The sequence below is a fragment of the Chryseobacterium luquanense genome (assembly GCF_026460945.1).
GTDB classification, from domain to species: domain Bacteria; phylum Bacteroidota; class Bacteroidia; order Flavobacteriales; family Weeksellaceae; genus Chryseobacterium; species Chryseobacterium luquanense.
Map to the genome: position 1 here is coordinate 74,025 of NZ_JAOVZV010000002.1, position 23,810 is coordinate 97,834.

At 30.8% G+C, this 23,810-nt stretch carries 22 protein-coding genes; all 22 read right to left on the reverse strand.

The features are described 5' to 3' along the window. Positions 1-45 precede the first annotated feature (45 nt). On the reverse strand, positions 46-1,434 hold the full coding sequence (locus tag OEA66_RS03825) for an exopolysaccharide biosynthesis polyprenyl glycosylphosphotransferase (protein ID WP_267280134.1): 1,389 nt from the start codon (positions 1,432-1,434) through the stop codon (positions 46-48). Between the two features lie 41 nt (positions 1,435-1,475). Continuing rightward, positions 1,476-2,021 carry a dTDP-4-dehydrorhamnose 3,5-epimerase gene (rfbC, locus tag OEA66_RS03830; RefSeq protein WP_267280135.1) on the reverse strand — a complete coding sequence of 182 codons (546 nt, stop codon included), beginning with the start codon at positions 2,019-2,021 and terminating at the stop codon, positions 1,476-1,478. 204 nt (positions 2,022-2,225) lie between these two features. Continuing rightward, positions 2,226-3,347: a glycosyltransferase gene (locus OEA66_RS03835; protein ID WP_267280136.1), complete on the reverse strand. Its 1,122-nt coding sequence runs from the start codon at positions 3,345-3,347 to the stop codon at positions 2,226-2,228. A gap of 10 nt (positions 3,348-3,357) precedes the next feature. Then, positions 3,358-4,680: a GH39 family glycosyl hydrolase gene (locus OEA66_RS03840; protein ID WP_267280137.1), complete on the reverse strand. Its 1,323-nt coding sequence runs from the start codon at positions 4,678-4,680 to the stop codon at positions 3,358-3,360. A 23-nt stretch (positions 4,681-4,703) separates the two neighbouring features. After that, positions 4,704-5,201 (reverse strand): acyltransferase, encoded by a 498-nt coding sequence (locus OEA66_RS03845; protein WP_267280138.1) that lies wholly within the window; start codon positions 5,199-5,201, stop codon positions 4,704-4,706. 2 nt (positions 5,202-5,203) lie between these two features. Continuing rightward, positions 5,204-6,160, reverse strand: a complete 957-nt coding sequence (locus tag OEA66_RS03850) for a glycosyltransferase family 2 protein (protein WP_267280139.1) — start codon at positions 6,158-6,160, stop codon at positions 5,204-5,206. A 23-nt stretch (positions 6,161-6,183) separates the two neighbouring features. Further along, on the reverse strand, positions 6,184-7,326 hold the full coding sequence (locus OEA66_RS03855; protein ID WP_267280140.1) for a glycosyltransferase family 4 protein: 1,143 nt from the start codon (positions 7,324-7,326) through the stop codon (positions 6,184-6,186). A 5-nt stretch (positions 7,327-7,331) separates the two neighbouring features. Next, entirely contained in the window at positions 7,332-8,555 is a 1,224-nt protein-coding gene (locus OEA66_RS03860; RefSeq protein ID WP_267280141.1) for an EpsG family protein, read from the reverse strand. A gap of 96 nt (positions 8,556-8,651) precedes the next feature. Next, positions 8,652-9,554 (reverse strand): glycosyltransferase family 2 protein, encoded by a 903-nt coding sequence (locus tag OEA66_RS03865; RefSeq protein WP_267280142.1) that lies wholly within the window; start codon positions 9,552-9,554, stop codon positions 8,652-8,654. Continuing rightward, the gene (locus OEA66_RS03870) at positions 9,551-10,687 is read right to left on the reverse strand and encodes an NAD-dependent epimerase/dehydratase family protein (protein WP_267280143.1); all 1,137 of its coding nucleotides are present in this window, start codon (positions 10,685-10,687) and stop codon (positions 9,551-9,553) included. Before OEA66_RS03870 ends, OEA66_RS03865 begins: the two co-directional genes overlap by 4 nt. Continuing rightward, on the reverse strand, positions 10,684-11,616 hold the full coding sequence (locus OEA66_RS03875) for a methyltransferase domain-containing protein (protein ID WP_267280144.1): 933 nt from the start codon (positions 11,614-11,616) through the stop codon (positions 10,684-10,686). Before OEA66_RS03875 ends, OEA66_RS03870 begins: the two co-directional genes overlap by 4 nt. A 207-nt stretch (positions 11,617-11,823) precedes the next feature. Next, a complete protein-coding gene (locus OEA66_RS03880; protein ID WP_267280145.1) occupies positions 11,824-12,420 on the reverse strand; it encodes an acyltransferase in 597 nt (198 codons plus the stop codon). A 4-nt stretch (positions 12,421-12,424) separates the two neighbouring features. Beyond that, the gene (locus tag OEA66_RS03885) at positions 12,425-12,868 is read right to left on the reverse strand and encodes a CatB-related O-acetyltransferase (protein WP_267280146.1); all 444 of its coding nucleotides are present in this window, start codon (positions 12,866-12,868) and stop codon (positions 12,425-12,427) included. 223 nt (positions 12,869-13,091) lie between these two features. Further along, positions 13,092-14,588 carry a lipopolysaccharide biosynthesis protein gene (locus tag OEA66_RS03890; protein ID WP_267280147.1) on the reverse strand — a complete coding sequence of 499 codons (1,497 nt, stop codon included), beginning with the start codon at positions 14,586-14,588 and terminating at the stop codon, positions 13,092-13,094. A 58-nt stretch (positions 14,589-14,646) separates the two neighbouring features. Then, complete coding sequence (locus tag OEA66_RS03895) at positions 14,647-16,995, reverse strand: GumC family protein (protein ID WP_267280148.1); 2,349 nt, start codon at positions 16,993-16,995, stop codon at positions 14,647-14,649. A gap of 231 nt (positions 16,996-17,226) precedes the next feature. Next, positions 17,227-17,865, reverse strand: a complete 639-nt coding sequence (locus OEA66_RS03900; RefSeq protein WP_267280149.1) for a DUF3575 domain-containing protein — start codon at positions 17,863-17,865, stop codon at positions 17,227-17,229. 18 nt (positions 17,866-17,883) lie between these two features. Beyond that, the gene (locus tag OEA66_RS03905; RefSeq protein ID WP_267280150.1) at positions 17,884-18,498 is read right to left on the reverse strand and encodes a sugar transferase; all 615 of its coding nucleotides are present in this window, start codon (positions 18,496-18,498) and stop codon (positions 17,884-17,886) included. A gap of 149 nt (positions 18,499-18,647) precedes the next feature. Next, the gene (gmd, locus tag OEA66_RS03910; protein ID WP_267280151.1) at positions 18,648-19,721 is read right to left on the reverse strand and encodes a GDP-mannose 4,6-dehydratase; all 1,074 of its coding nucleotides are present in this window, start codon (positions 19,719-19,721) and stop codon (positions 18,648-18,650) included. Positions 19,722-19,773: 52 nt separating this feature from the next. Beyond that, on the reverse strand, positions 19,774-20,730 hold the full coding sequence (locus OEA66_RS03915) for a GDP-L-fucose synthase family protein (protein ID WP_375379291.1): 957 nt from the start codon (positions 20,728-20,730) through the stop codon (positions 19,774-19,776). A gap of 14 nt (positions 20,731-20,744) precedes the next feature. Further along, positions 20,745-21,737, reverse strand: coding sequence for a mannose-1-phosphate guanylyltransferase (locus OEA66_RS03920; protein ID WP_267280152.1), 993 nt, complete (start codon positions 21,735-21,737; stop codon positions 20,745-20,747). 396 nt (positions 21,738-22,133) lie between these two features. Next, complete coding sequence (locus OEA66_RS03925; protein ID WP_267280153.1) at positions 22,134-23,270, reverse strand: aminotransferase class I/II-fold pyridoxal phosphate-dependent enzyme; 1,137 nt, start codon at positions 23,268-23,270, stop codon at positions 22,134-22,136. Positions 23,271-23,643: 373 nt separating this feature from the next. Then, positions 23,644-23,781, reverse strand: coding sequence for a hypothetical protein (locus OEA66_RS03930; RefSeq protein WP_267280154.1), 138 nt, complete (start codon positions 23,779-23,781; stop codon positions 23,644-23,646). Positions 23,782-23,810: the final 29 nt, after the last annotated feature.

The following is a 23,810-nucleotide window of genomic DNA, read 5'->3' on the forward strand; positions in this document are numbered from 1 at the left end:
CTCTATTTAGACTTATTATAAACAATAATTTATGTAAAATTCCATTTAATAAGCTTGATCGTCACCTTTCACAATATTATATAACGTTAAAAAGATAATTTTCATATCTAAAAAGAAAGACCAGTTCTGAATATACCAAACATCTTTTTCAATTCTTTTCTCCATATCTCTATGAGAAAATATCTCTCCTCTGGAACCCGTTACTTGTGCCCAACCTGTAATTCCCGGCTTCACAATATGTCTTGTCATATACTTTTTTGTGATCTTGGAATACATTTCTGTCTGAGATAACATATGTGGTCTTGGACCAACAACCGACATCTCACCAAGAAACACATTAATAAACTGAGGAAGTTCATCTATACTCGTTTTTCGTATAAAAGCACCAAACTTGGTAATTCTGGAGTCATTTTTTATTGCAGTCTGAAGATCAGCATTTTTATTGCTCTTCATACTTCTAAACTTAATACAATTGAACGGCTCATTATTAAGACCCGATCTTTTTTGAAGAAAAAATGGTGATTCGTTACTTTCTAATTTTACAATCAATGCAACAATAGGAATTAACCATGATAACAAAAATATTATAACGAAGAGTGAAAATCCTATATCAAACATTCTTTTTAAGAGCTGTTTTTTGGAATTTGAAAGTGGCTCTCGTATTAGTTTAAGAAAAGGGATTTCGTGAATTACATCAAAATAATTAGGGCCTAGATTTGCATATTTGAAATCTGGAACCATATAAATTCTTATCATTTTATGTTCCGCAACCTCTACAATCTCTTTATAAATATCAACTTCAATATTATCGTCACAGAATATTATACTGCTTATTTTAGTATTCTCAATGTCTTGTAACAGTTTATTGACATCTCCCAAATATTGGTTTTTTGTTTCCTTATTTTCCTCATTATACGTACCTCTGATGCCTAAAGATCTTCGTAAATACTTATTTGCCAAAAGTGATGTTGAGAGCTTATTTTCGCCTACAAGTACAGTATTGAATGAATAAAACTTCCTGCCAAGTTTTACTCTGTTTTTTTTCCTATACAAGAATAAAATAAATCTTGTAAGGGTCATAAAAAACCCGATTAAAAGAAAATATAGAATAATATTTCTGTAATTAATTTTCACAGAAAATATAAGACTTAGGTAAACTGCTGTTGAGAGAACAAGCAAAATGAAAGATTTTGCTAGTGCATTAAAATTTAATGACGATTCTCTGATTTTTAAAATTTTGTACGGTTTTGTAATAATTGTGATTACAAGCCAAGATAAATTGAGAAGAATAAACTGTGTACGAAAATTTTGCTCAAAATCGCTTTCGGTAAATTCAAAAAAATATAATTTTCCAAAAATGAAAAGCATGTTGATAATAATATAATCTACTATCAAAAAAATTCTCTGTAAATGTTTAAAAAAATAAACTGACATATTTTACAATCCTAACTTCTGCTTTATAGGCTTCTAATATATTAAAAATTTCTCAAAGAAAATGATGGCAAAATTTTGTCTTTATCAGAAAGAATAATATCACCATGAGGAAGCTGCCAATCTATATTGAGTTCTTTATCATTCCAAAGTACTCCGCCTTCAGATACTTTATCATAAAAATTGTCGCATTTGTAAAAAAAAACGGCAGTTTCGCTTAATACCGAAAAACCATGACCAAAACCTCTAGGAACATATAATTGTAATTTATTTTCACCTGTAAGCTGAAGAGAAAACCATTGACCAAAAGTAGGAGAATCTTCCCTAAGATCAACTACCACATCCAAAACTTTTCCTTCCAAACAAGATACTAATTTTGCTTGGGCTTTGTCTCCTTTTTGTAAATGTAATCCTCTAAGAACACCATAACTAGATGTAGAAATATTATCCTGAACAAAATGCCCATTCATTCCTGTCAATTCTTGAAATTTCTGCTCATTAAATTTTTCGTAAAAATAGCCTCTATCGTCTTCAAAGATAGTGGGTTCTATGACGTAACAATCTTTAAGTGGTGTTTGCTTTATTTTCATAAATATAAGTTTCAATTTTTTTTTTAAATAATCCGCTATTGGTCACAACATTTGTTTATACCTTATAAGTTCTGATTTTCTAAACTAATGAGCGTTTTAAAGTTTTGTAAAGGTGTTTGCTTTAAAATGTTCAATATCACTTAATATCGGAAAACTAAAATTACAAATTATGACAGACTGTGGATGTTCGCTTTTTTATTTAATTTACAAGAACGCAATATTTTCTTTTTCTAAAAAAGATCTAAAATTAATTTTAAAAACATCCTGACTAAATTTCTTGGAATTTTCCCGAATTATTACCGGATTGAAATGCAAGATTTTTTTTTCAAAAGTAATCACAGCATCTTCTATATCTTTAACATTTTGGTTATGGAAAAAAATGCCTGTTTCTCCATCTACAACGGTTTCCAGAACGCCACCTTTTCCATATGCTATTACAGGCGTACCACAAGCTTGTGCCTCTACTGGCGCTATTCCAAAATCTTCTAGAGATGAAAAAACAAAAGCTTTTGCTTCTTTTATATATTTATTAATTTCATAAGAGTTTAAAAAACCTTTAAAAATAATATTACTGTGATTTTTTGCCAGTTTTTCCAATTTTATTTTTTCAGAACCATCTCCAATAATAATTAATTTTTTATTTAAATTAATAAAAGCTTTTATTAGTAAATCAAATCTTTTATATTGAACTAATCTACCAACGGTAACATAATAATCTGCATCTTGTATTCTTGTTGTACGTAAACTAAATTTATCTATAGAAACAGGCGGATATATGACAACTGACTTTCTATTATAATTTTTTTCTATCCAATTTTGAACATATTCAGAATTTGCTATTATATATTCTGGATTCTGTGCCATACGCTTATCAAAAGATTGAAGATATTTTCGAAGAGGTCTACATAATATTCCAAGAGATCCCTTAAAATAATTATCATATTCGTCCCAAACATATTTGAAATTTCTTGCCTGCATATAGCAAATATGCTTTTCATTATTAATTCTAAAACCCTTTGCTAAGCACCAGGAAGAACTGATAACCAAATCAATTGAATTAAACTTACTTTGCTGCTTATTAAATAGTTTACTAATTATTGGAAAAAAAGGTAATGCATAACGAAAATTCTTTCCTAAAATTTTCAATAAGCGACTCGAAAAAACATTCGGAATTTTACCATTAAACATTTTAATCTTATCTCCATCTGTCATAATATCTGCATATGCAAAATAATAATCGAACTTTATACAGCTATCCAATGAGTTTACAACTCTTTCTGCTCCTCCATATTTATCGAGCCAATCGTGTATTACAGCAATTTTCATTTATCCTTTATTATTTTTCAACCTGAGTTTTTATACCATTTGTTATAGAGATGTAATATACTGTTTGGGGATTCAAATTATTCAGTTCAATAATGGATTTTTTTTCATTAACAATTATATTACCATTTTTTTCAAAAACTAAATTTTCTAATGGCTTTTCCCCAGTATCAGGTAAAACAAAAACATCAAATCTCAATCTTTTTTTATTTTTATAAATCTTGATCAAATTTTTTAAGACAATTTTGACATTTTGTATTTTTTGTCCGCTATTATTATTAATAATAAGGTATTCTCCATTTTTATCATAATAAGCAAAGGATGATATACTAGATGAATTACTTATACTCCCAACTCTGTTATTTGTACTTTTATTATATAAGTAATAAGCCCACCAGACAGACCTCTTTTCTTGCTTATTTGTTAGCAGACCATTTATAGAATTGTTACAATTGAAGACACCGTCACTTTCTACCCAACAAGCTTTACACGCCCCGTCAATATTATTATATTCTAACATATTTAGGACACTCAGTACTTTTGAAGGAGAAAACTGTGCATATTGATTGATAATTTCATTCAATATTATACTTTTTATTTTGACATTCGGATATTTAGGAATAATATTATGCTTAAGTTTCTGTACATCGTCTGTAAAGCTTTGCGAATATTCGCCATCTCTTAACTCGTGCCAACTAAGAATATCAACTCTTATTTTATTATCATTGCAGAATCTCAAGAAATCTTCCATCTCTTTTTCATCATATTTATCAAATGATGGACCTGTAATCAAAGCTTTATCTCCTCCAGGAAGTGCTCTTATAATATCATGAGCCTTCTTAAATATCTGGTAATACTCATCTGGATCAAAATCTCCGAATCCTGCCTGATGAAAAGGTTCGTTCCAAATATCATAGATAACAGTATTTTTAAATTTATTATATACTTCTGTAATTATATTTTTCAAATTATCTGTTCGTAGCGGATGCGGCCAATTTTTATTATTTTTTATTCCGGGATAGCCGTACAAATCCGAGATTACCAAGATTGGAGTTATACCAAAACTCTGGAGGTATGCTATGTCATCCGGAGATTTTTCAGACCAGCGAATACCTGTACGCCAATATTTTGGCCTGAGTTCTTTTATATTTTTTTCAAGAAGTCTGATATTATCGTAATGTAAAAACCCAGACATAGACTTTACATTTCCAAGTTTTTTGTTAAAATCAACTTCGACTTTTAATGAGTCTTTGATTATCTGACTTTTGACAGAAAAAAACATCAAAAAAAAGATAATAAAAACAAAAAGTTTTTTGTTTGAAAGTCTTAAAATCATTGTTTTAAAAAAATTTGATTGATTTATATATTATTCAAAATTTTTATATTTATGAGGCTTTGCTGATTAACAATGACAGAACCTGGCTTCACATCTTTAAAAACTACACATCCAGCTCCGATAACAGAATTATCTCCGATTTTGACACCTTTTAAAATCATAACATTGGATCCTACCCAACAGTTTTCTCCAATTATAATTGGTTTTGAGTTATAACCTTGGTTTTTAATGAGAACAGCAGGACTTTTATAATTATGATTGTGATCATAAATTTTTACATTTTCTCCAAAAATTGTATTCTTTCCTATTTCTATTTTATTGATAGAGCAAACAGAACAATAGTTATTAAAAAATACACCATCAGAAATAATAACTTTCCCTTCTCTATCTCCTATCATGAGTGTAAATCCCTTTCTAAAAGTAACTTTTTTTCCAAATTGAAATGATTTACCATATATTATTTTGTATAAAAATAAATAAAAATAGGCATTCAAATGAAAATATAATTTAAGTAAGACCATAATTAATAATTTATTTTTTTTAATATCCTAGTTATATTATTAATTCCGAAATACGAAAGTAGACAAGTAATTCTTGATCTCATTTTTGCTTCTTTGTCCTTTATAACAGTTGACCTGTAAGAATTTATTTTATTAATTAAAAATAACCGATTTTCATTATCAAATGGCATTGAAAGTAAAATATGAAAACTAAAATTTAAAATTCTTGAACTTAGAGCTTTCTTAAATTGAGGAGCGTTACTAAAATCAGATTCTAGTTGATTTATTATTTTAATAGTGCTATCGATTTTTTTTTGACTAAATGGAGACCCTTCTATGCTAGTGGATCTTCTTAAATAAAAATAAGTTTCTTTAGTGGAAAAAGCAACTTTATCACTTTTTTGAAAAAGCTTATATGTGGTTGGTAAATCTTCAAATAATAGTCCTACAGGATAACGTAATCCATCTGAAAATAAAGATCTATGATACAATTTTGCCCAGGCACTGGTATCAAATTTTTGTTGATAAAACATTTCTTTGATAGCATTTTCCGGAGAAAAAACATATTCTTTTATGACCTTATTATCATCTTTTAATTCATCATCTTCTCCAAATCTTATATAACCAGATACAGATAATTTACAGTCATTCTTTTTTATTAATCCATACAAAGTAGAAACATAATCATCACTAACATAATCATCACTGTCAACAAATGTAATATATTCTCCTAATGCCACATCTATTGCTACGTTTCTAGCATCAGAAAGACCTCCATTTTTTTTATGAATTACTTTGATTCTAGAATCTTTTTTTGCATAAGATTCACATATATCACCACATTTATCTGGAGAACCATCATCTACTAAAAAAATTTCCAAATCTCGATACTCTTGATTGATTACACTATCTACACATTTTTCCAAATATTGCTCTACTTTATAAATAGGTATAATTATAGTTATTAAAGGATTTTTCATAAATCTAAAATGCTTTTAGGAAATTATTTTATGTTTTCAAGTGCTTCTACAAATCGATCAGCAGAGCTTGCCCAACTTTTCTCTCCTGAAAAATACAATTTTTCAATATTCTGAGACATTTTTTCTAATAAATCACTGTTGTTATACAGTTCCAGTATGGCATTTTTGATTGCTTCTGGGTTTTTGGGATCAATGATAATCCCAGTCAATTTATCTTTAACCATTTCTGGCAAACCACCGACATTGGTTGCAATGACGGGTTTTTTGAAAGCATATGCAGACATCACCACCCCACTTTGTGTCGCATCGATATACGGGCAAACAACTACAGAAGAATTGAAAATAAGATTGGCGAGATTTTCCGGAATTATAAATTCATTAATAATTTTAATTTCAGGATACTTTTTATACTGTTCTATATCAAAATCAAAATCACCACTACCTGCGATTGTCAGAGTAATATCAGTATATTTTTTGGTTGACAGAATATCTACAAAGGCTTCTAGCAGAAATTTGATTCCTTTATAAGGGGATATACGACCAAAAAACAAGATGCTAAAATTATCAGAAACAACAAATTCTTTCGTTTTGAAATAATTCAGAAAATCGTACACACTCAGAAAAGACGTATGGATGTCTTTTGGATTATAATTATAATGCGCTATAAATTCATTTTTTTGATTTTCATTTAAAAGCATTTTTTGTTTAATCAAGCTAAAATGTATTTTTCTCAAAAGTCTGTCTATTATCAAATTTTCTCCAGAATGCAAAAAAGGATCATGTACTACCAAAAGCATTTTTTTTCTGAAAGCTAATGTGGAAACAAAATAAGTGAGCATATTGTTATCGATGATGATAACATCAGGATTTATTTCTTTTAGATACTGATGAATTTGATAAGATATAAAGAGTTTTTTGATAACATTGGAGTTACGAGTTCCTCTGATCACAAAAGTTTTGTCAAGATCAATCAAATCACGAAAACGTTCTAGCTGATCCACTTCTGTTCCTTTTGAGATGGTCTTCGTCAATTTTTTTTTATCAAGAAAATTAAACACTTCGTATAGTGCTTCCGTAAAAAAATAAACATCATTACTTTGTTTCAGTGCATTTACAAGAGACACATTCGCATCCAAAGCAAATGTAGATAGGAAGGCAATTTTCATGTTTATTATTTCTTTTTAGGGTCAAGTACTTTGTCTAAATGCTTATTAAAAATGAAATACGCTTTAGTAATGGTTGGTTTATCCCATAAGATATTTTCATAATTCCTTAGTATATTATTGTTAGAATAAACCATTTTGTAAATCCCAAAAAGCAATAACACTACCGTAAAAACAACCTTTAGCTCCTGTTTTAGCGTTTCATATAGATAAGGATATAATATCCAATAGGAGAAAACAAACAAGGTTGTAATCCTGTCTATAAAAACAGAATATTCTGACAAAAAGAAATAACTGACGGCATAAAGAAAAAATGAATTATAAAAGATATTAAGTGTATTTTCGTCCTTTATCTTTTCACCAATTTTTTTATAGAATTGATATAAAATGATAAAAGTGAATACCTTTTCTAGATAACCAACAGAAATACTATAACTACTGTTGTATAACTTATTGTTAGAATAGCCTTCTGCCAATAAAGAGTATGCCCCACCAAAAAAATCTCCTACAGCGATTACAACGGGGGTTATGTATTTGATCTGTCCCAAAAAAAGAATATTCCCTAATACAAATGTGCCCCAAACAAAAGGCATTGGAATTTTTTTATGCAAAAAGAAATACACTGGAAAAAAGAAAATTGCTGATGAATGAAATAAAATCCCAATTCCATTACATATAAAAAATTTTGCAGCATTTCTTTCTTTTATAAATTGAAGAGAATAGATAAAAAGAAATATGGATTTGGAGTTTCGTAATAAATTGATTTCTATAATTAATCCAGAAAAAATTAAGTACATAATAAAACCTAAAACATACTGAGGAGAATATTTCTTGAAAAAATAATTCAGAAAAAGAATATCTATAAAAGAAGAGAAAATCTGGAGTGTTAAATAATCCTCATTGATACTTTTTAACAAAATTAAAATGACTTTGAAACCTGGTTCAATTTTCAATAAAACATCTTCATGGATGCCAGAGAAAAATTTTGCAATTCCTTTGGTATCATCGATGGTTGGAGCCATTTCATAAAGTGGATAATATACTGTAAAATCTGTATCCAAATAGCCTCTAAACCCAAAGAAAACAAAAAAGACTAACATACATAAGTATCTAACCGTCTTGATATCCCCTTCTTTCTTTCTTATTTTATTTTCCCAAAGAAAAAGAACAAAAAATATCAAGAAAAGGATAATATATGGATAAGAATACGTTGTACTAAAAGTAGGCTGCATAAATATTGTATATTATTGATTTATTTTTTTAATAAAATCAACTAAAAAATCTTTCTTTCAAATTGATTTTGAGTATCCAATAGATTCGTTTATAAATTATCCGTACGCGGGCTTACTGTTCATATACAAATCCAATCCCTCTTTATAAGATTTCAAAGCAAGGCGCCACTGATTACTTGGATATTTAAAATATAATATGATTAAAATATACAAAAAATTATACAACACAACATATCGTGCGTAGAAAAAGCTATAATTCTTCAATGAAAAATAGACCAAATTCCGCCACAAAAATTTAACATAAAAATCACTCATTTTCTCAGTAGAATTAGATTCGTTATGATGGATGAGCGACTCATAAATATACCAGAGTTTTTTATTTTTTTGGATAGCTCTGTGAACAAAGTCTGTGTCATCATAATAGACAAAATAGTTCTCATCCATCAATCCTACACTGTCAAAAATTTCTTTTTTGATCAGCATAAAACAAGTGGGAGAATAGGTCACATTCTGGTCTTTATCATACTGCCCTTTGTCCTCTTCTTCCTGTCCATAATGTATCGTGAGACCGTTGCGTTTTTTATAACCGCCACCTGCACACCATATTTTGTTGGTCCCATAAAAATAGATTTTGGGAACCACCATATCTGCGTTATGTTGATCCAAACCTATCAAAAGCTTTTCGATAGAGTCATCTTCCAAAGCGATATCATTATTGGACAACAAAACCAAATCACATTGATCCATTATTGCTTTTCTAATCCCAATATTATTACCTTTTGCAACACCATAATTGGCATCATTTGCAATAATTACGGTTTCAAACTGATATTCCGAAGCTAATTTTTGGCTTAATTCCAAAGAATTATCAGGCGACAAATTATCCACGACATACAATGTAAAGTTCTTGTATGTCTGATTATTCAAAGTTCTGAAAAATTCTTCGAGAACAGTTTCACTATTGTATAAAACGGTGACTATACCAATTTTTCTACTCATTTGTACAGTCCTTTATTTTTCATTTCCTGGATAGATGCTTCATACTTATCCTCAGGAATCTCTTGCTCATTGACCCAGTTTGTAAAAGTTTCAATTCCTTGTTCGAAACTCCATTTCGGCTTGAAACCTAACTCTGATTTTATTTTAGAAATATCTGCAAAGTTATGTCTGATATCTCCAAGCCTGTAATTTCCCGAGATTTGGATTGGTGTTTCTCTTTTATAGAATTTTGACAAAGTATTGGCAACTGTGATTACGTCTGTTGCAACGCCCGTTCCCACATTATATACCTGACCATTTGCTTTCTCTTTTTCCAATCCTAAAATTGTAGCATCTGCGACATCTTCTATGTAAACAAAATCTCTTGTTTCTTTCCCATCTTCAAAGATATTAATAGAATTTCCGTTTTTGATTCTGGTAGAAAAAATGGATAGAATTCCCGTGTAAGGGTTGGACAAAGATTGTCCAGGACCATAAACATTTTGATATCTGTAACTTACAGCAGCAATATTTAAAGATTTACAAACTGTTAAAATTAACTGTTCTTGATTTTGCTTGGTAATACCATACACTGAAGTTGGATGAATTTTACTGTCTTCTGATGTAGGAAGCAATTTTACATTATTTTTGCAGAAAGGACATTTGCACGAAAAATCTCCAATTTTCATATCTTTATCTTCCCTTTCTGTAGGATAAACAATGCCATGTTCCTCACATTTATACTTTCCTTCACCGTAAATAGCTCTGGATGATGCAATAATGACTTTTTTTATCTGATGGGTATTATTTGTTAAAAAATCCAGCATTATTGCCGTTCCTCCAATATTTACATCAATATATTTTTGGATTTCATACATTGACTGACCGGTTCCTGTTTCAGCGGCTAGATGTATAATTGCGTCTTGTTCATCTATAGCTTCAGCCCATTTTTCTTTGGATGTTACAGAGCCACTAATAAAATTAACTTTATTGATGATACTTCTATAAAGTGGTGAAGTGATTTCTGGATTGTCTCCATGAATCTGTGGTGATAAATTATCTAAAACTGTTACCTTGTATCCTTTATCTATAAGTTTAAGGGTTATATTAGAACCTATAAAACCGGCTCCTCCCGTAATTAATACATTTTTCATCTAGACACTGCCTTTGTTTTGACAAAAGTAATTTCCATACAGTCACCTCGTTTGAATAAATTGCTTAACCGAGCTAATTGATGGAAGATGATTCTATTATATTTGCTATGAAACCATCCATCATCGCTTTTTTTCTTGTTTTTTAAATTAAGCAAAATCTGAATACCGCTAACAAAACTGGAATAATTAGCATTGTAGTTGATTTTTTCCATTTTGAATCCATATTGTTCGCATAATTGGATAAGATTGTCAGGATTATATGAAAATGGATGGAAAGGAACACCCAAGTAATACCAATTTTTCCCAAACAAACGAAATGTCCAACTTTTTGTGTTTGGTACGCCAATAAAAAGCCTCCCTTTTTCTTTTAAAATTCTATTGATTTCTTCTAACAGTTCACGAGGTTCGGTAATGTGTTCAAAAGAATGATTACTTCTTATATAATCAAAAAAATCCGATTGGTAATTTGCCTCAAACAAGGTGCCTTTCGACACATTTAGACCCAGCTTTTCACCGATTAGACAGGCTGATTCTCGAATTTCCGTTCCATACGCTTCGGCACCTTGCTTGTGTAGGACATAAAGTTGTTCACAATCTCCCACACCCAAATCAAGCACTTTCTTCCCAGCAAAAGATAATTTCAAATCTTTTGCTTTTGCTCCTATTAAAAAATCCTTGATAAAATTTGGTTGACTTTTTTTTATAATATCATTAGCTGTTTGCATACTGGTATCATAATAATCTTCTGGATATAGCGCAAATAATTCGCTGTCTTCAATCATCGGATTCAGAAAAAGCAATTTACATTTTGTGCAAGAATAAACATCATAATTTTTTTCTGTGTGCCCATAATGTTTATCATATGTATTTGTGTAAAAAGCAATATTATTGTCGCCGCATACAGGGCAGTTTTTTCTGATTTCTTTCATGTTAGTTAATTCTTTATAGAACTTGTTTATGGTAAAATACAATTCATTTTTTTAACCACAAAAGGCACAAAAGTTATTTGAGTTTTTATAGATTTCTCTTTAAAGTTTAAAAAGAAATTGCCTTTTTTAAACTTTAAAATATCATTTATTTTCTTAAATCTTTTATGGCTTTTGTGCTTATAAATTTACTTTAAACAAATTCATTATTTATATTTTCTCCCAAATTTCAGTGTCTGAATTGTACTTTTTAACAATTTTCGCTGGCGCACCAACGATGACACAATAATCGTCAAAATATCCAGAAACTATACTATTAGCCCCTATTGTACAATGTTTTCCTATTTTTGTTCCTTGCATAATAACAACATTATTATAAATTTTACACCCTTCTCCTATATATACAGGTTTTGTTGTTATGTTTTGTTGTTCTATTGGCAAATGAATATCATCATAAGGATGATGAATATCAGTTATGGTTACATTGGCTGCAATTGCAGTATTTTTACCAATTTCTATAGATTCTGCACAAGTCAAATGTATATTTTGTTGAATAGTTACACCATCATTAATAATAATTTTCGGATCAAATTTTTCAGCTTCATAGTTTTGTATGCCTTCTATTCTTGCATTATTTCCTATAGAAACTCTGTCACCCAAAATAATTGATTCTGGAGTAATCTTTAACGGGTTTATTATAACACAATATTTTCCAATTTTTTTAAATAAAAACCGATACCAAAAAACAGCCTTAAGTCTATGCCACTTACGGTTAAAAATCAACATCAAATTATATATTAATGTCATATTTTTACTTTTTATGAAAATGACAATAATCTTCTATATTCAAAAATAATTGAGCATTTTCATCAATCCAATCAATATTTTTATCCCACCATTTGGATTCATTCAAGACATCTATCTGTTCGTCTTTAAATCTTTTTCTGATGAATTTTGCAGGAATACCACCCATTATCGAATAAGGCTCAACATCTGTTGTTACAACTGCATTTGCAGCTATAATAGCTCCATCTCCAATTTTCACTCCATCCGCAATCACTACATTGGCACAAAGCCAAACATCGTTACCTATCACAACATTTCTTGTTGGATTATGCTGATCTTTGGTTTGAAAGTTTTTGAGACAACAGTCTGGATTAGAAAATATTGCAGGATGAGTACTAACAAAAGTATGTGTTGGATGTTTTCCTGGTGCTGTTCTGACATTGGGACCTATTGAACAAAACTTGCCCATAATTGTTTCATTAATAACTGAACCATCAGATATATATGAAAAATCGCCTATAGAAGAATTTATCATTAGTACATTACTCCCAGTCCAATTATATTTCCCGAAAGTAGTATTGAATAATTTTGTCATATACCCAACCCGAAGATATTTATACTTAGACTGGTATTTTATTTTAGTCACTATCCAATTAAGATATTCTCGCAATGGACTTTGTAAATATGATCTATCAAACATATTTTTTACTTTTTACGGATGAAATTGTTTCTTTAACGTTTTCATTCTTTAAAATGAAAGGTAAATATAGAAAAAGTGTAGATAAGCTAATGGCTATTTTAATAATTTTATTGTCAATAGGTACGAATTGATAAAATAAAATATTAAAAATAATAATTCCCAAACCAACTAATATTAACTTAAAGTCTTCTTTTTGAAACACGTCGAGTATACTAATTTTCAGTGTTTTATTATAATTGAAAATCAGAACCAAAGAACCGCCTGCAAGAGCAATAGCCCATGCAATAATAATTCCATATCCACCTGCATAAGGTCCTAAAATTATCCCAATGACAATATTTGCAAACGCCATTCCTATATGTACTAATACTAATATATTTAATCTACCTTGCCCCATCGAACTGAAATAAGCCGGACCACACATCACATTAAAAAAAGTTGCTACGGAGAGAATTAATACAGAAAAAATAAAATCAAAATTAAAATTACCAAGCCATAATAAAGAAATTAAAGGTGCGGCTATAATTAATGATGTTGATAATGGTAAATTAAATAAAAGCAAAACACGATTCATTTTTATATAAAAAGCTTGCATGAAAGAAGCTTCTTCTAATTTTGCTTTTTCTGCAACAACAGGAACTACAACCTGATTTGCATTTGTTAACAAAGCTCTGAACTGGCTCACGACTTTGTTTGCCATCTCATAATGTCCAAGAAATGCGAGCCCTCCATATTTACCTAGTAGCAACTTTGTTGCAGGTTCATAGAGCATTTGGCATACGGAAACCAATTGGAATTTATAGCCATAATTGAATAGTTCTTTGAAAGATTGTGTACTCCATTTCCAATGACGGATTTTATTATTTGGATTAATTTTTATAGTAAAGATCATGGCTGCTAAAAAAATAAAACCCGATTGTAAAAGTTGTGCAATAGCAACACCTTTTAGCTGGTATAACGGCGTTAATAAAATAGACCCTACATACATTACAATACCAGAAATAATATATATAAAGTTTCTGATGTAATTTTTCTGATGGCCTTCTAATACAGACGTAAACACGCCTCCTATTGCATTAATACACAAAGAGCCTAATGAATATGGGAGTATTACTAGTGCAATATCCAAAAATTTTTTATCAATTACATATCCTAAGAAAAATTGTGCTCCGGAAAGGATAACTAAACTAAGAAATATAAATAAAATGGACATCGATAAAATAGAAGTGAAAATGAGTTTGCCTAGTTTACTTTTATCATCTTCTAGTATATATTCCGCAACAAATTTTACTAATCCTGAAGTTAGCCCCATATTAGCCAAGTTAGCAATCGAAGAAAATGATAATATTAGCGACCAAACACCTAATTGTTCTACACCAACTGATTTTAATAAATATTTATACAGAAAAAAATACAGTAAAGCAGTAAAGACAACCTGAACGACTGCCGAAACTGCATTAATTGTAAGTTTTTTCGATGAAAAATTCATGACATCATTTGTTAAAGATTTGTAAATTTTGGGTTAATTAAATAGAATGAAATTTATATTAGTTAAAATATTTTTGCCACCATTTTTTTTCTTCTGCATTATAACCATATCCATACTTATTACCATATCCAAAATTTGAATCTTTTATACTATTTAAAACAATTCCTACATTTTTCAGTTTATTGTCATCAACAGAACTATTTAAGAAATCTATATAGCTCTTTTCTGTAACTTCAGATCTTGTTACATAAACAATGGCATCACTTTTATCTGCTATAAGGAAAGAATCTGTTACAAGCAATAAAGGTGCTGTATCTAAAACAATATATTTATACTTATTTAAATTCTTCACCATCTTTAAAAGATCATCTAGTTTACCATTCTGCAATAAATCTGTGGGATTTGGTGGTATTGAGCCTGAATAGATAAAATCACAGTTTTCATTATAGCCACTTGGATGAATTATCTCATTAAGTGGTAATTCATCGCCTCCCAAAAATTCAGATAAACCTTTAGCTGACTTCATAGATGGATTATAGCGCTGTAATTGAGGATTTCTTACATCCGCACCTATTACCAAAACTTTACTTCGTGGTGAAGCCAATATTATAGACAAATTTGTAGATACAAAAGTTTTCCCTTCTCCTTTTACAGATGATGTAACTAAGATAATATGCGGATCATCTTTTGCAGGTAACAAGAATTTTAAGTTAGTTACAAATATTCTAAATCCTTCTGCCATAGATGACACATCGTTAAATGAAACCAAAGGATTCTCTTTATTTTTAAGTTTTGGAATTTCAGCAATAACAGGCAAATTTGTAAGCTTTACAAGATCAGATCTTGTTATAATTGTGCTTTGGAGAAGCTGTCTTAAATAAATAATTGCAAATGGAATTAGTAAACCCGCCAAAATAAATACTCCTAAAATAAACATCTTCTTTGGAGCAACCGGCTTTCTGAATACAAAAGCTTTATCAATTACTCTCGCTTTTTCTGCAGTAATCTCCATACTTATTGCTGCTTCTTCTCTTTTTTGCAAAAGTAACAAGTAAAGACTCTCTTTAATTTGCTGCTGTCTTTCAATGCTTCTAAAAAGTTTTTCCTGAGTTGGTATCTTACTTATACTACCTTCCGAACCTCCCAATTGGGTTTCCACTTTTCTTCTTGCTAATTCTAAAGTAATTATATTCTTCTGTAATGTTTCAGATAAAGAAGACTTCATTTCTTCTATTTGTCTGTTAATATCCTTTACTAAAGGATTATCTGGAGTAGCTTCTACTAAATATTTGTTTCTCTGTAATACCATTGTATTATATTCCTGAATAGATTTCACAGCAGCTTCATTGCCTAAACCAATATTAAGAGGTAAAACATCTCCTGTTCCTTTTTTATTAAGAGTATTTTGAAGAATTCTGTTAAGCTCCACCTGAGTTCCAATCTCTAGTACACTTGCTTTACTTTGCTCTTTCATCTGAAGATTAATTCTTGCTTCAGACGGAAGATCTACAATATTATTATTAGATTTAAATCCCTCTTTCTGAGTTTCTACATCTCCTAACTCTTTTGAAATGATCGTTATTCTCCTATCTATAAAATCTTTTGTTCTTTTAGATTCTATATTTTTATCGTTAATAGAATAGATATTATACTGTCTTACAATAGCATTTAGGAAATCTTTTGCTTTATTTTTATTTTCAAAATCGGCAGAAAGAGTAATAATTGTTCCGTCTTTATCTAACAAATCAACTGCAAGACTTTCCTGAAAGTTATCAACCGTATTTTCAAAATCACTGTAATAGAAATAAAGGTCAGACATCTCTACTTTCTTAGGTGCCTTAAAAGAAGGATTTTTGCTAATCATTATGATTGCATAGGGTAAACTAATGGTTTTATTAAAAGTTGTAACGATATCTTTTTTCCATTCTTTTGAAGATAAAGTTATTTGACTACCATTTGTTTTGATGTAAATAGGCTTTTTGGGAAGTTCCTCATCTTTCTTTTCCTGAATTACATTAAAAATATACGGACTTGTAATCCCATAAAGCTCAACATCATTAAGAGCTTGCTTCGAATATAAAGATATTTGAAAATTATGTTCTTTTAAAGCATCTTCTATAATAGTTTTAGACTCAAAAACACCAACTTCATTTTCAATACTATTTGTCCCCATTCCTGTAAGACCTCCTAAACCTTGTAACATACTCATATCACCAGCTGCAGACATTTTTTTAGCATCTTTAATGAAAACAGAAGTTTGAGCTTTATAAATAGGAACTTTAGATTTAAGATAAAAAATTGCCAATACTCCCATCAGAAAAACCATTCCTACGAAATATTTCCAATTTTTCACATATGGGCTAATAAGCTCTTTAATATTAATTTCTTTGTTGTTTTTGTTATCCATTCTGTTGGATTATATTGAGAATTAAGATTTATTTTTAATTATTCTATTTTAAACGCTGCAAATATATCTATATTTTATAAATTGAAGGCATTGATATTTCATTATAATAGACTTTATTACTATTTTTCAGTTATCTTAAGACCTTTAATTGTTATCATTTAAAAAATTTACAAACAATTTTATAATACTACAAAAAATATATAATATAAGAAAACATGTAAAGATAATATTTTACTGAAATTTATACGTCAGCATCACCCCGCCTCTTGTAGGAATAATTTCCCCGCTTTTATTCCAGTCATTTGCGCCATCGTAACGTTCATTGTTATCTTTCAGATATCCTTTATAAATAGATTGAGTTGCTCCAATTCCTGCATAAATATCTAGTCCTAGTTTTTCGTTTATTACAAAATGATAGCCACCGCTTACTCCAAAAATTAAGGCGAGACCTTTTTGATACCGTTCTGTTATTCTGACACTTCCATCCGGCAAAACTTCAGGATTACCATTAGAATCATAAACCGGAGATGCACTCAGGTAATTCCATTTCTGAATATTAAAAGCCGTGATTGATCCGTATGCACCGACGTACCATTTCTTCATTACCTCATCAAAATAGTATCGGCCTTCTAAAGTTCCCATATAAAACTGCAAATTTTTCCCATGTATTGATTTCCATGGAGAAATAAAACCTTCCGCCTGAATAGAAAACTTTTTATTCAAAGGTTTTTCTACAGCTAAATTAATCATCGCTAAAGGTAAAAACAGGGTATTAACTTTCAATTCAACTTTTTGTGCGTTAATCTTCAAAAAATGTAAGGACAGGAGAATAAACACTATTTTTGAAAAGATTTTGATTGTGTACTTCATAATTATATTTCAATATCATTATCTCAAAACAGAAAAAGTTTTAAGTAATATTTTTAAATCATTTTTAAATGAAAGGTGATTGTAATAATCTAAGTTCATTTTTATTTTCTCGGGAAAAAGAACTTCATCATTATATTGTAAGGGATTTTCTTGTTGGTTTAATATTTCTTCTTCATTTCTGTATTTAATTCCTGCTTCACTCGTTAATCCCGGTTTCAAGCCAAGAATTACTCTGTCATTTCCTTTTAATGCATCATAATATCCCGAAATATCCGGTCGAGGTCCCACTAAAGACATGTCACCTTTAAGAATATTAAATAACTGTGGTAATTCATCCAGTTTCGTTTTTCTCATCCATTTTCCTACCTCAGATTTTGTATGAGTGATGGAATGATAAGTTCTAAATTTATAGATTACAAAAACTTTCCCAAATCTGCCGATTCTTTCCTGTTGGAAAATACCGGGAAACCCCGTATCAAAAGACGCGATAAAAAAAAGAATAAAAAAAACAGGGAGTAAAATGACGGTTGCCAAGAAACCTATTCCATAATCCATCATTGCTTTCCACCAAGGATATTTTTTCACTTCCACAAAATTGGTCTGTAAAGATAAGGAAAGATGTGGACTCTCCATTTAAGGAAACTATTTAAAAGGTAATATTAAAAATAAAAAACAGCTTACTTTTTGAAAAGCAAACTGTTGTAATGTATATTAAATTTAATTAAAACAAAATTATTTTATTGCTCTGTGTTCTAAGTAAAGCAAAAAACTTTAATAATATTTTATTCTAACTTCAAATCACCTTCCACCATCTCTTTGACCAAAGCCTGAAGATCATATTTCGGTTCCCACCCTAATTGGGTTTTAGATTTCGTAGGATCACCAATCAAAAGATCTACTTCTGTAGGTCTATAATATTCCGGGTCTACAGAAACAACCTTTTTGCCTATTTCCAATTGATATAAAGGATTATTACATGCTGCAACTTTCGCTACTTCAGATTCATTTTCGCCTTCAAAAGATAGTTCTACCCCAATTTCATTAAATGCCATACGTACAAAATCTCTTACCGAAGTCGTAACTCCTGTTGCAATTACAAAATCTTCAGGTTTATCCTGCTGCAAAATTCTCCACATGGCTTCAACATAATCTTTAGCATGTCCCCAGTCACGAAGAGCATTTAGATTTCCTAAATACAAACATTCCTGTTTTCCCTTTGCAATGGCTGCAGTAGCCATTGTAATTTTACGGGTAACAAAAGTTTCTCCCCTTCTCGGAGATTCATGATTAAATAAAATACCGTTACAGGCAAACATTCCGTAAGCTTCACGATAGTTTTTAGTTATCCAAAAACCATAAATTTTTGCAGCACCATAAGGTGAACGAGGATAAAATGGAGAGTTTTCATCATAAAAACCTGCTGCATTTTTATTTTCAGGCAAACCACCATATAATTCTGAGGTGGAAGCCTGGTAAATTCTAGTTTTCTTTTCTAAACCAAGAATACGAACCGCTTCAAGAATTCTTAAAGTTCCGATTCCGTCAACATTAGCAACATACTCTGGAGAATCAAATGATACTTTTACGTGAGACATTGCTCCCAAATTATAAATCTCATCCGGTTGAACTTCCTGAATAATTCTTATAATATTCATAGAGTCTGTTAAATCACCATAATGCAATGTAAAATGTACATTCTGCTCATGCTGATCCTGATATAAATGATCAATTCTCTGAGTATTGAATGAAGATGCTCTTCTTTTAATGCCATGAACATTATATCCTTTTTCTAATAAAAGCTCTGCTAAATATGAACCGTCCTGCCCGGTAACTCCTGTTATTAATGCTGTTTTCATCTTTGTGATGTATTCGTTTTATAATATGTAAAATGATGAATCAAAAATTCATCTATGACATTTTAACTTCTTTAAAATTATTTAGATTTTCTAAGAACCAATGGTATGTTTTTGTGATTCCTGCCTCAAGATCCACCTTATGTTTCCAGCCTAATTCATGCATTTTTGATACATCCATCAGTTTTCTTGGAGTTCCATCCGGTTTTTCTGCATCCCAAAGAATTTCTCCGGTATGTCCTGTCACTTTCTGAATTAATTCTGCTAAATCTCTGATCGTTAAATCAACTCCGGTTCCTACATTGTATAAATGCTCAGGAAGCCTGTTTTCTAAAGCAAAAATTACAGAAGCAGCCATATCATCTACAAATAGAAATTCTCTCATAGGAGTTCCTGATCCCCATAGTGTTACGGGTGCATGATCATTTTCTTTTGCTTCATGGAATTTTCTAATCATTGCCGGCAAAACATGAGACGTATTCAAATCAAAATTATCATGTGTACCATACAAATTTGTAGGCATCAAAGAAACATAATCTTTATCAAACTGTTTTCTGATTGCTTCACAAGTTTTAATCCCTGTAATTTTGGCAACAGCATACCATTCGTTAGTCGGTTCCAAAGAATCTGTTAATAAGTATTCTTCTTTTAACGGTTGTGGCGCTAATTTAGGATAAATACAAGATGAGCCCAGAAAAATAAACTTTTCGACATCATTTTTCAATGAAGCATCAATTAAATTATTCTGAATCTGCATATTTTCCATCAAAAATTGATAAGGATAAGAGTTGTTAGCTAAAATCCCTCCCACTTTTGCTGCTGCATCAATCACCACATCCGGTTTTTTGGTTTCAAAAAACTCAGCTACCGCTTTTTGATCTTTTAGATCAAGTTCACTGCTGGTTAAACCAATCAAATTAGTATATCCTTTTTCTGATAACTGTCTCCAAATTGCAGAACCTACCATACCGCGGTGACCTGCTATATATATTACTGACTCTTTTGAAATCATTTTTATCGATTTAATTATCTTAAAGTAGATTTATATTTTTCAAGTTGATTATATACTTTCTTTACATCCTGCGATTTTTCTTTGTGGAGAATCAACAGTGCATCAGGAGTATGAACCAAAATAGAATCTTTAAGCCCTACAAAAGCTGTGAAAATTTCCGTTCCGATGACCATATTGCCGTTTTCATCAACAGGATGACCTGTAGAACGTAAATAGTCATATAAAGATTCGAAAGATCCCAAATCATTCCATCTGAAATGAGCCGGAACGACTTTAATTTTTTTTGATCTTTCCATCACTGCATAATCAATACTGATGGAAGGAATCTGAAGTGAAGCCTCCATATTCAAACATTGATTTTCTGATGTTTGCCAAGCTTCACTGCATTTATCGAATACTTCAGACTGATAATTTTTCAATTCCTCTAAAAGTACCCCTGCTTTAAAACAGAACATTCCAGAATTCCATAGGAAAGTTCCTCTTTCTAAAAATTCCTGAGCTGTTTCCGTATTTGGTTTTTCTCTGAACGAAAGTACATCTTTACCTTCATATTCAATATAGCCATATCCGGTTTCCGGTTTAGAAGGAACAACCCCGAAAGTTACAAGAAAATCTTTTTTTGCTAATTCCACCGCCTCTTTTATCGCTTTTTCATAAGCATCCTGGTTTTGAATTAAATGATCTGAAGGGGTGATAATCAATATATCATCAGGATCTACTGCCAAAGCAGCAAATGCTATTGCAGCAGCTGTATTTCGAGCCGCAGTTTCTGTAATAAAAGTTTTAGGAAGAGAAATATCACTTAGAAGCTGTTTGCTCCATTCAATATGATCTGTATTTCCCACCACCATAATCTGATCAACAACTTTCTGATTACGCTCTGCTGTTAATTCAAACAATGCTTTACCGGAAAATAATTTCAGAAACTGTTTTGGATGTTGCTTACGTGAAAGAGGCCAAAGTCTGCTTCCTACACCTCCTGATAAGATTACGTTGTATATCTTCATGCTCTATTTTAATCATCAATTTATAAAAATCATCAACTGCTGAAATGATGCCTGTCAATTCAATCAGCTTTTTATTAGCCTGTAAATATACGAGTATTTCTATTTTAAGACAATTATTTAATGTTTGCGTATTATCTATTATTAAAAAATAAAACCCGATGCATTAGATGTATTATATGCTATCTTTGAACAGGGGGAAGGGAGTGGTATTTTTTATAACAAATATTTGAAGCTGAAAGCTATTAAACCGTATAATTCTCTTAAAGATTTTAAATAATTATAGTCTTACAATTATTAAATCTAACAAAAAAATGACTCTCATGAGAGTCATTTTTTTTGTTATTGCAGTATGGAACCGTAAGTAGATCTATAAATTGTAGAGTGGTGATCCTCTTTTTAACTAATGAAAAATTCCTTAATTATTTTTTCAATTCTTAATCTGTCGTCGTCCGAAAGATTAGATCCAGAAGGTAAACACAAGCCGTCATCAAATAATTTTTCAGCAACATTTGTTCCGTAGTAGGGTGCTTCTGAAAATACAGGCTGTAAATGCATTGGCTTCCACAAAGGTCTGGATTCTATATTGTCTTCTAAAAAAGCCAATCTTAAATCTTCGCGATTTTTACCCGTTATGTTCTTATCAATTACTATTGCCGATAACCAGTGATTTGAATAATAATCGTCTGTAGGTTCTGAAAACACCTCCACCCCATCAATATCTTTGAAAAGTTCAACGTAGAAATCATGCATTTTTCTGCGTGCTTCCACTCTATCGTTTAAAACTTCCATTTGTCCACGCCCGATTCCAGCTACAATATTACTCATACGGTAATTGTAACCAATGTGCGAATGCTGATAATGAGGCGCATTATCTCTTGCCTGAGTCGAAAGAAAAACGGCTTTATCTTTATCTTCCTGATTATGACAAACCAGAGCACCACCGCCTGAAGTTGTGATAATTTTATTTCCGTTAAATGATAAAATACCAAAACGCCCGAACGTTCCACAAGCTTTCCCTTTATAAGTTGAACCTAAAGCTTCGGCGGCATCTTCAATTACAGGAATTTCGTATTTACCTGCAATTTTAAGAATTTCATCCATCTTTGCAGGCATTCCGTATAAATGAACGACAATGATTGCTTTTGGTTTTTTCCCGTTTGAAATTCTATCCTGAATTGCTTCCTCCAAAGCAACCGGACACATGTTCCAGGTTTCTTTTTCGGAGTCTATGAAAATGGGAGTTGCGCCACAGTAAGCGATTGGATTGGCTGAAGCAGAAAATGTCATGGATTGACAGATTACTTCGTCACCATATACTACTGCACATTGAATCAGAGCTAAATGCAAAGCCGCTGTGCCCGAAGAAAGGGCTCCCACTTTTACATCTGCATTTAAAAATGTTTCTAAGTCTTTTTCAAAACCATCTACATTTGGTCCTAAAGGAGCTACCCAGTTTTCAGCAAATGCTTCGTTTACATATTTTTGTTCGTTACCTCCCATGTGTGGTGAAGAAAGCCATATTTTATTTTGCATTACGTTCCATTTTTATTGACCCCAAATTTAACCTTAATTGTAGAAATAACGGACATTTTATTTTTGGAATCCATTCAATTCATTGAAATATTCCATGAGTAGTTTGTAGGGAAAGCATTTTCATGCTGTATTTTTAATTCAAAACCAATTAAGACATAAGACTAAAGGTTATATTTTCTGATTATATGCTCAAAAATATCTCACCTTTACTTCACAATGAGTTTCTAATCATCCGTTTCGAGAGGCAGCGCACTTGCTGTCTTGAAAATACATCGTATTGAAGTGCAAGATGATATTTCATCTTTTCAAAATTTCCGGTACCTTTCGCAAGGCCATCTTGATTTCATACAATAAACTTTTTCAGATGTACAGCTTATATTACCATAAACGCAAACTGATCTGCATACCTCACATAGCATTCTTTCTGCTTTACAAATTCGTCCGGTTTGCTTAGAAGCTTATCTCTAGATCTCGCAACATCATCTTGTTGCCACAAAACTTCATCTGTCATGCTCACAAAGTGATCTGAACATCTCGCAG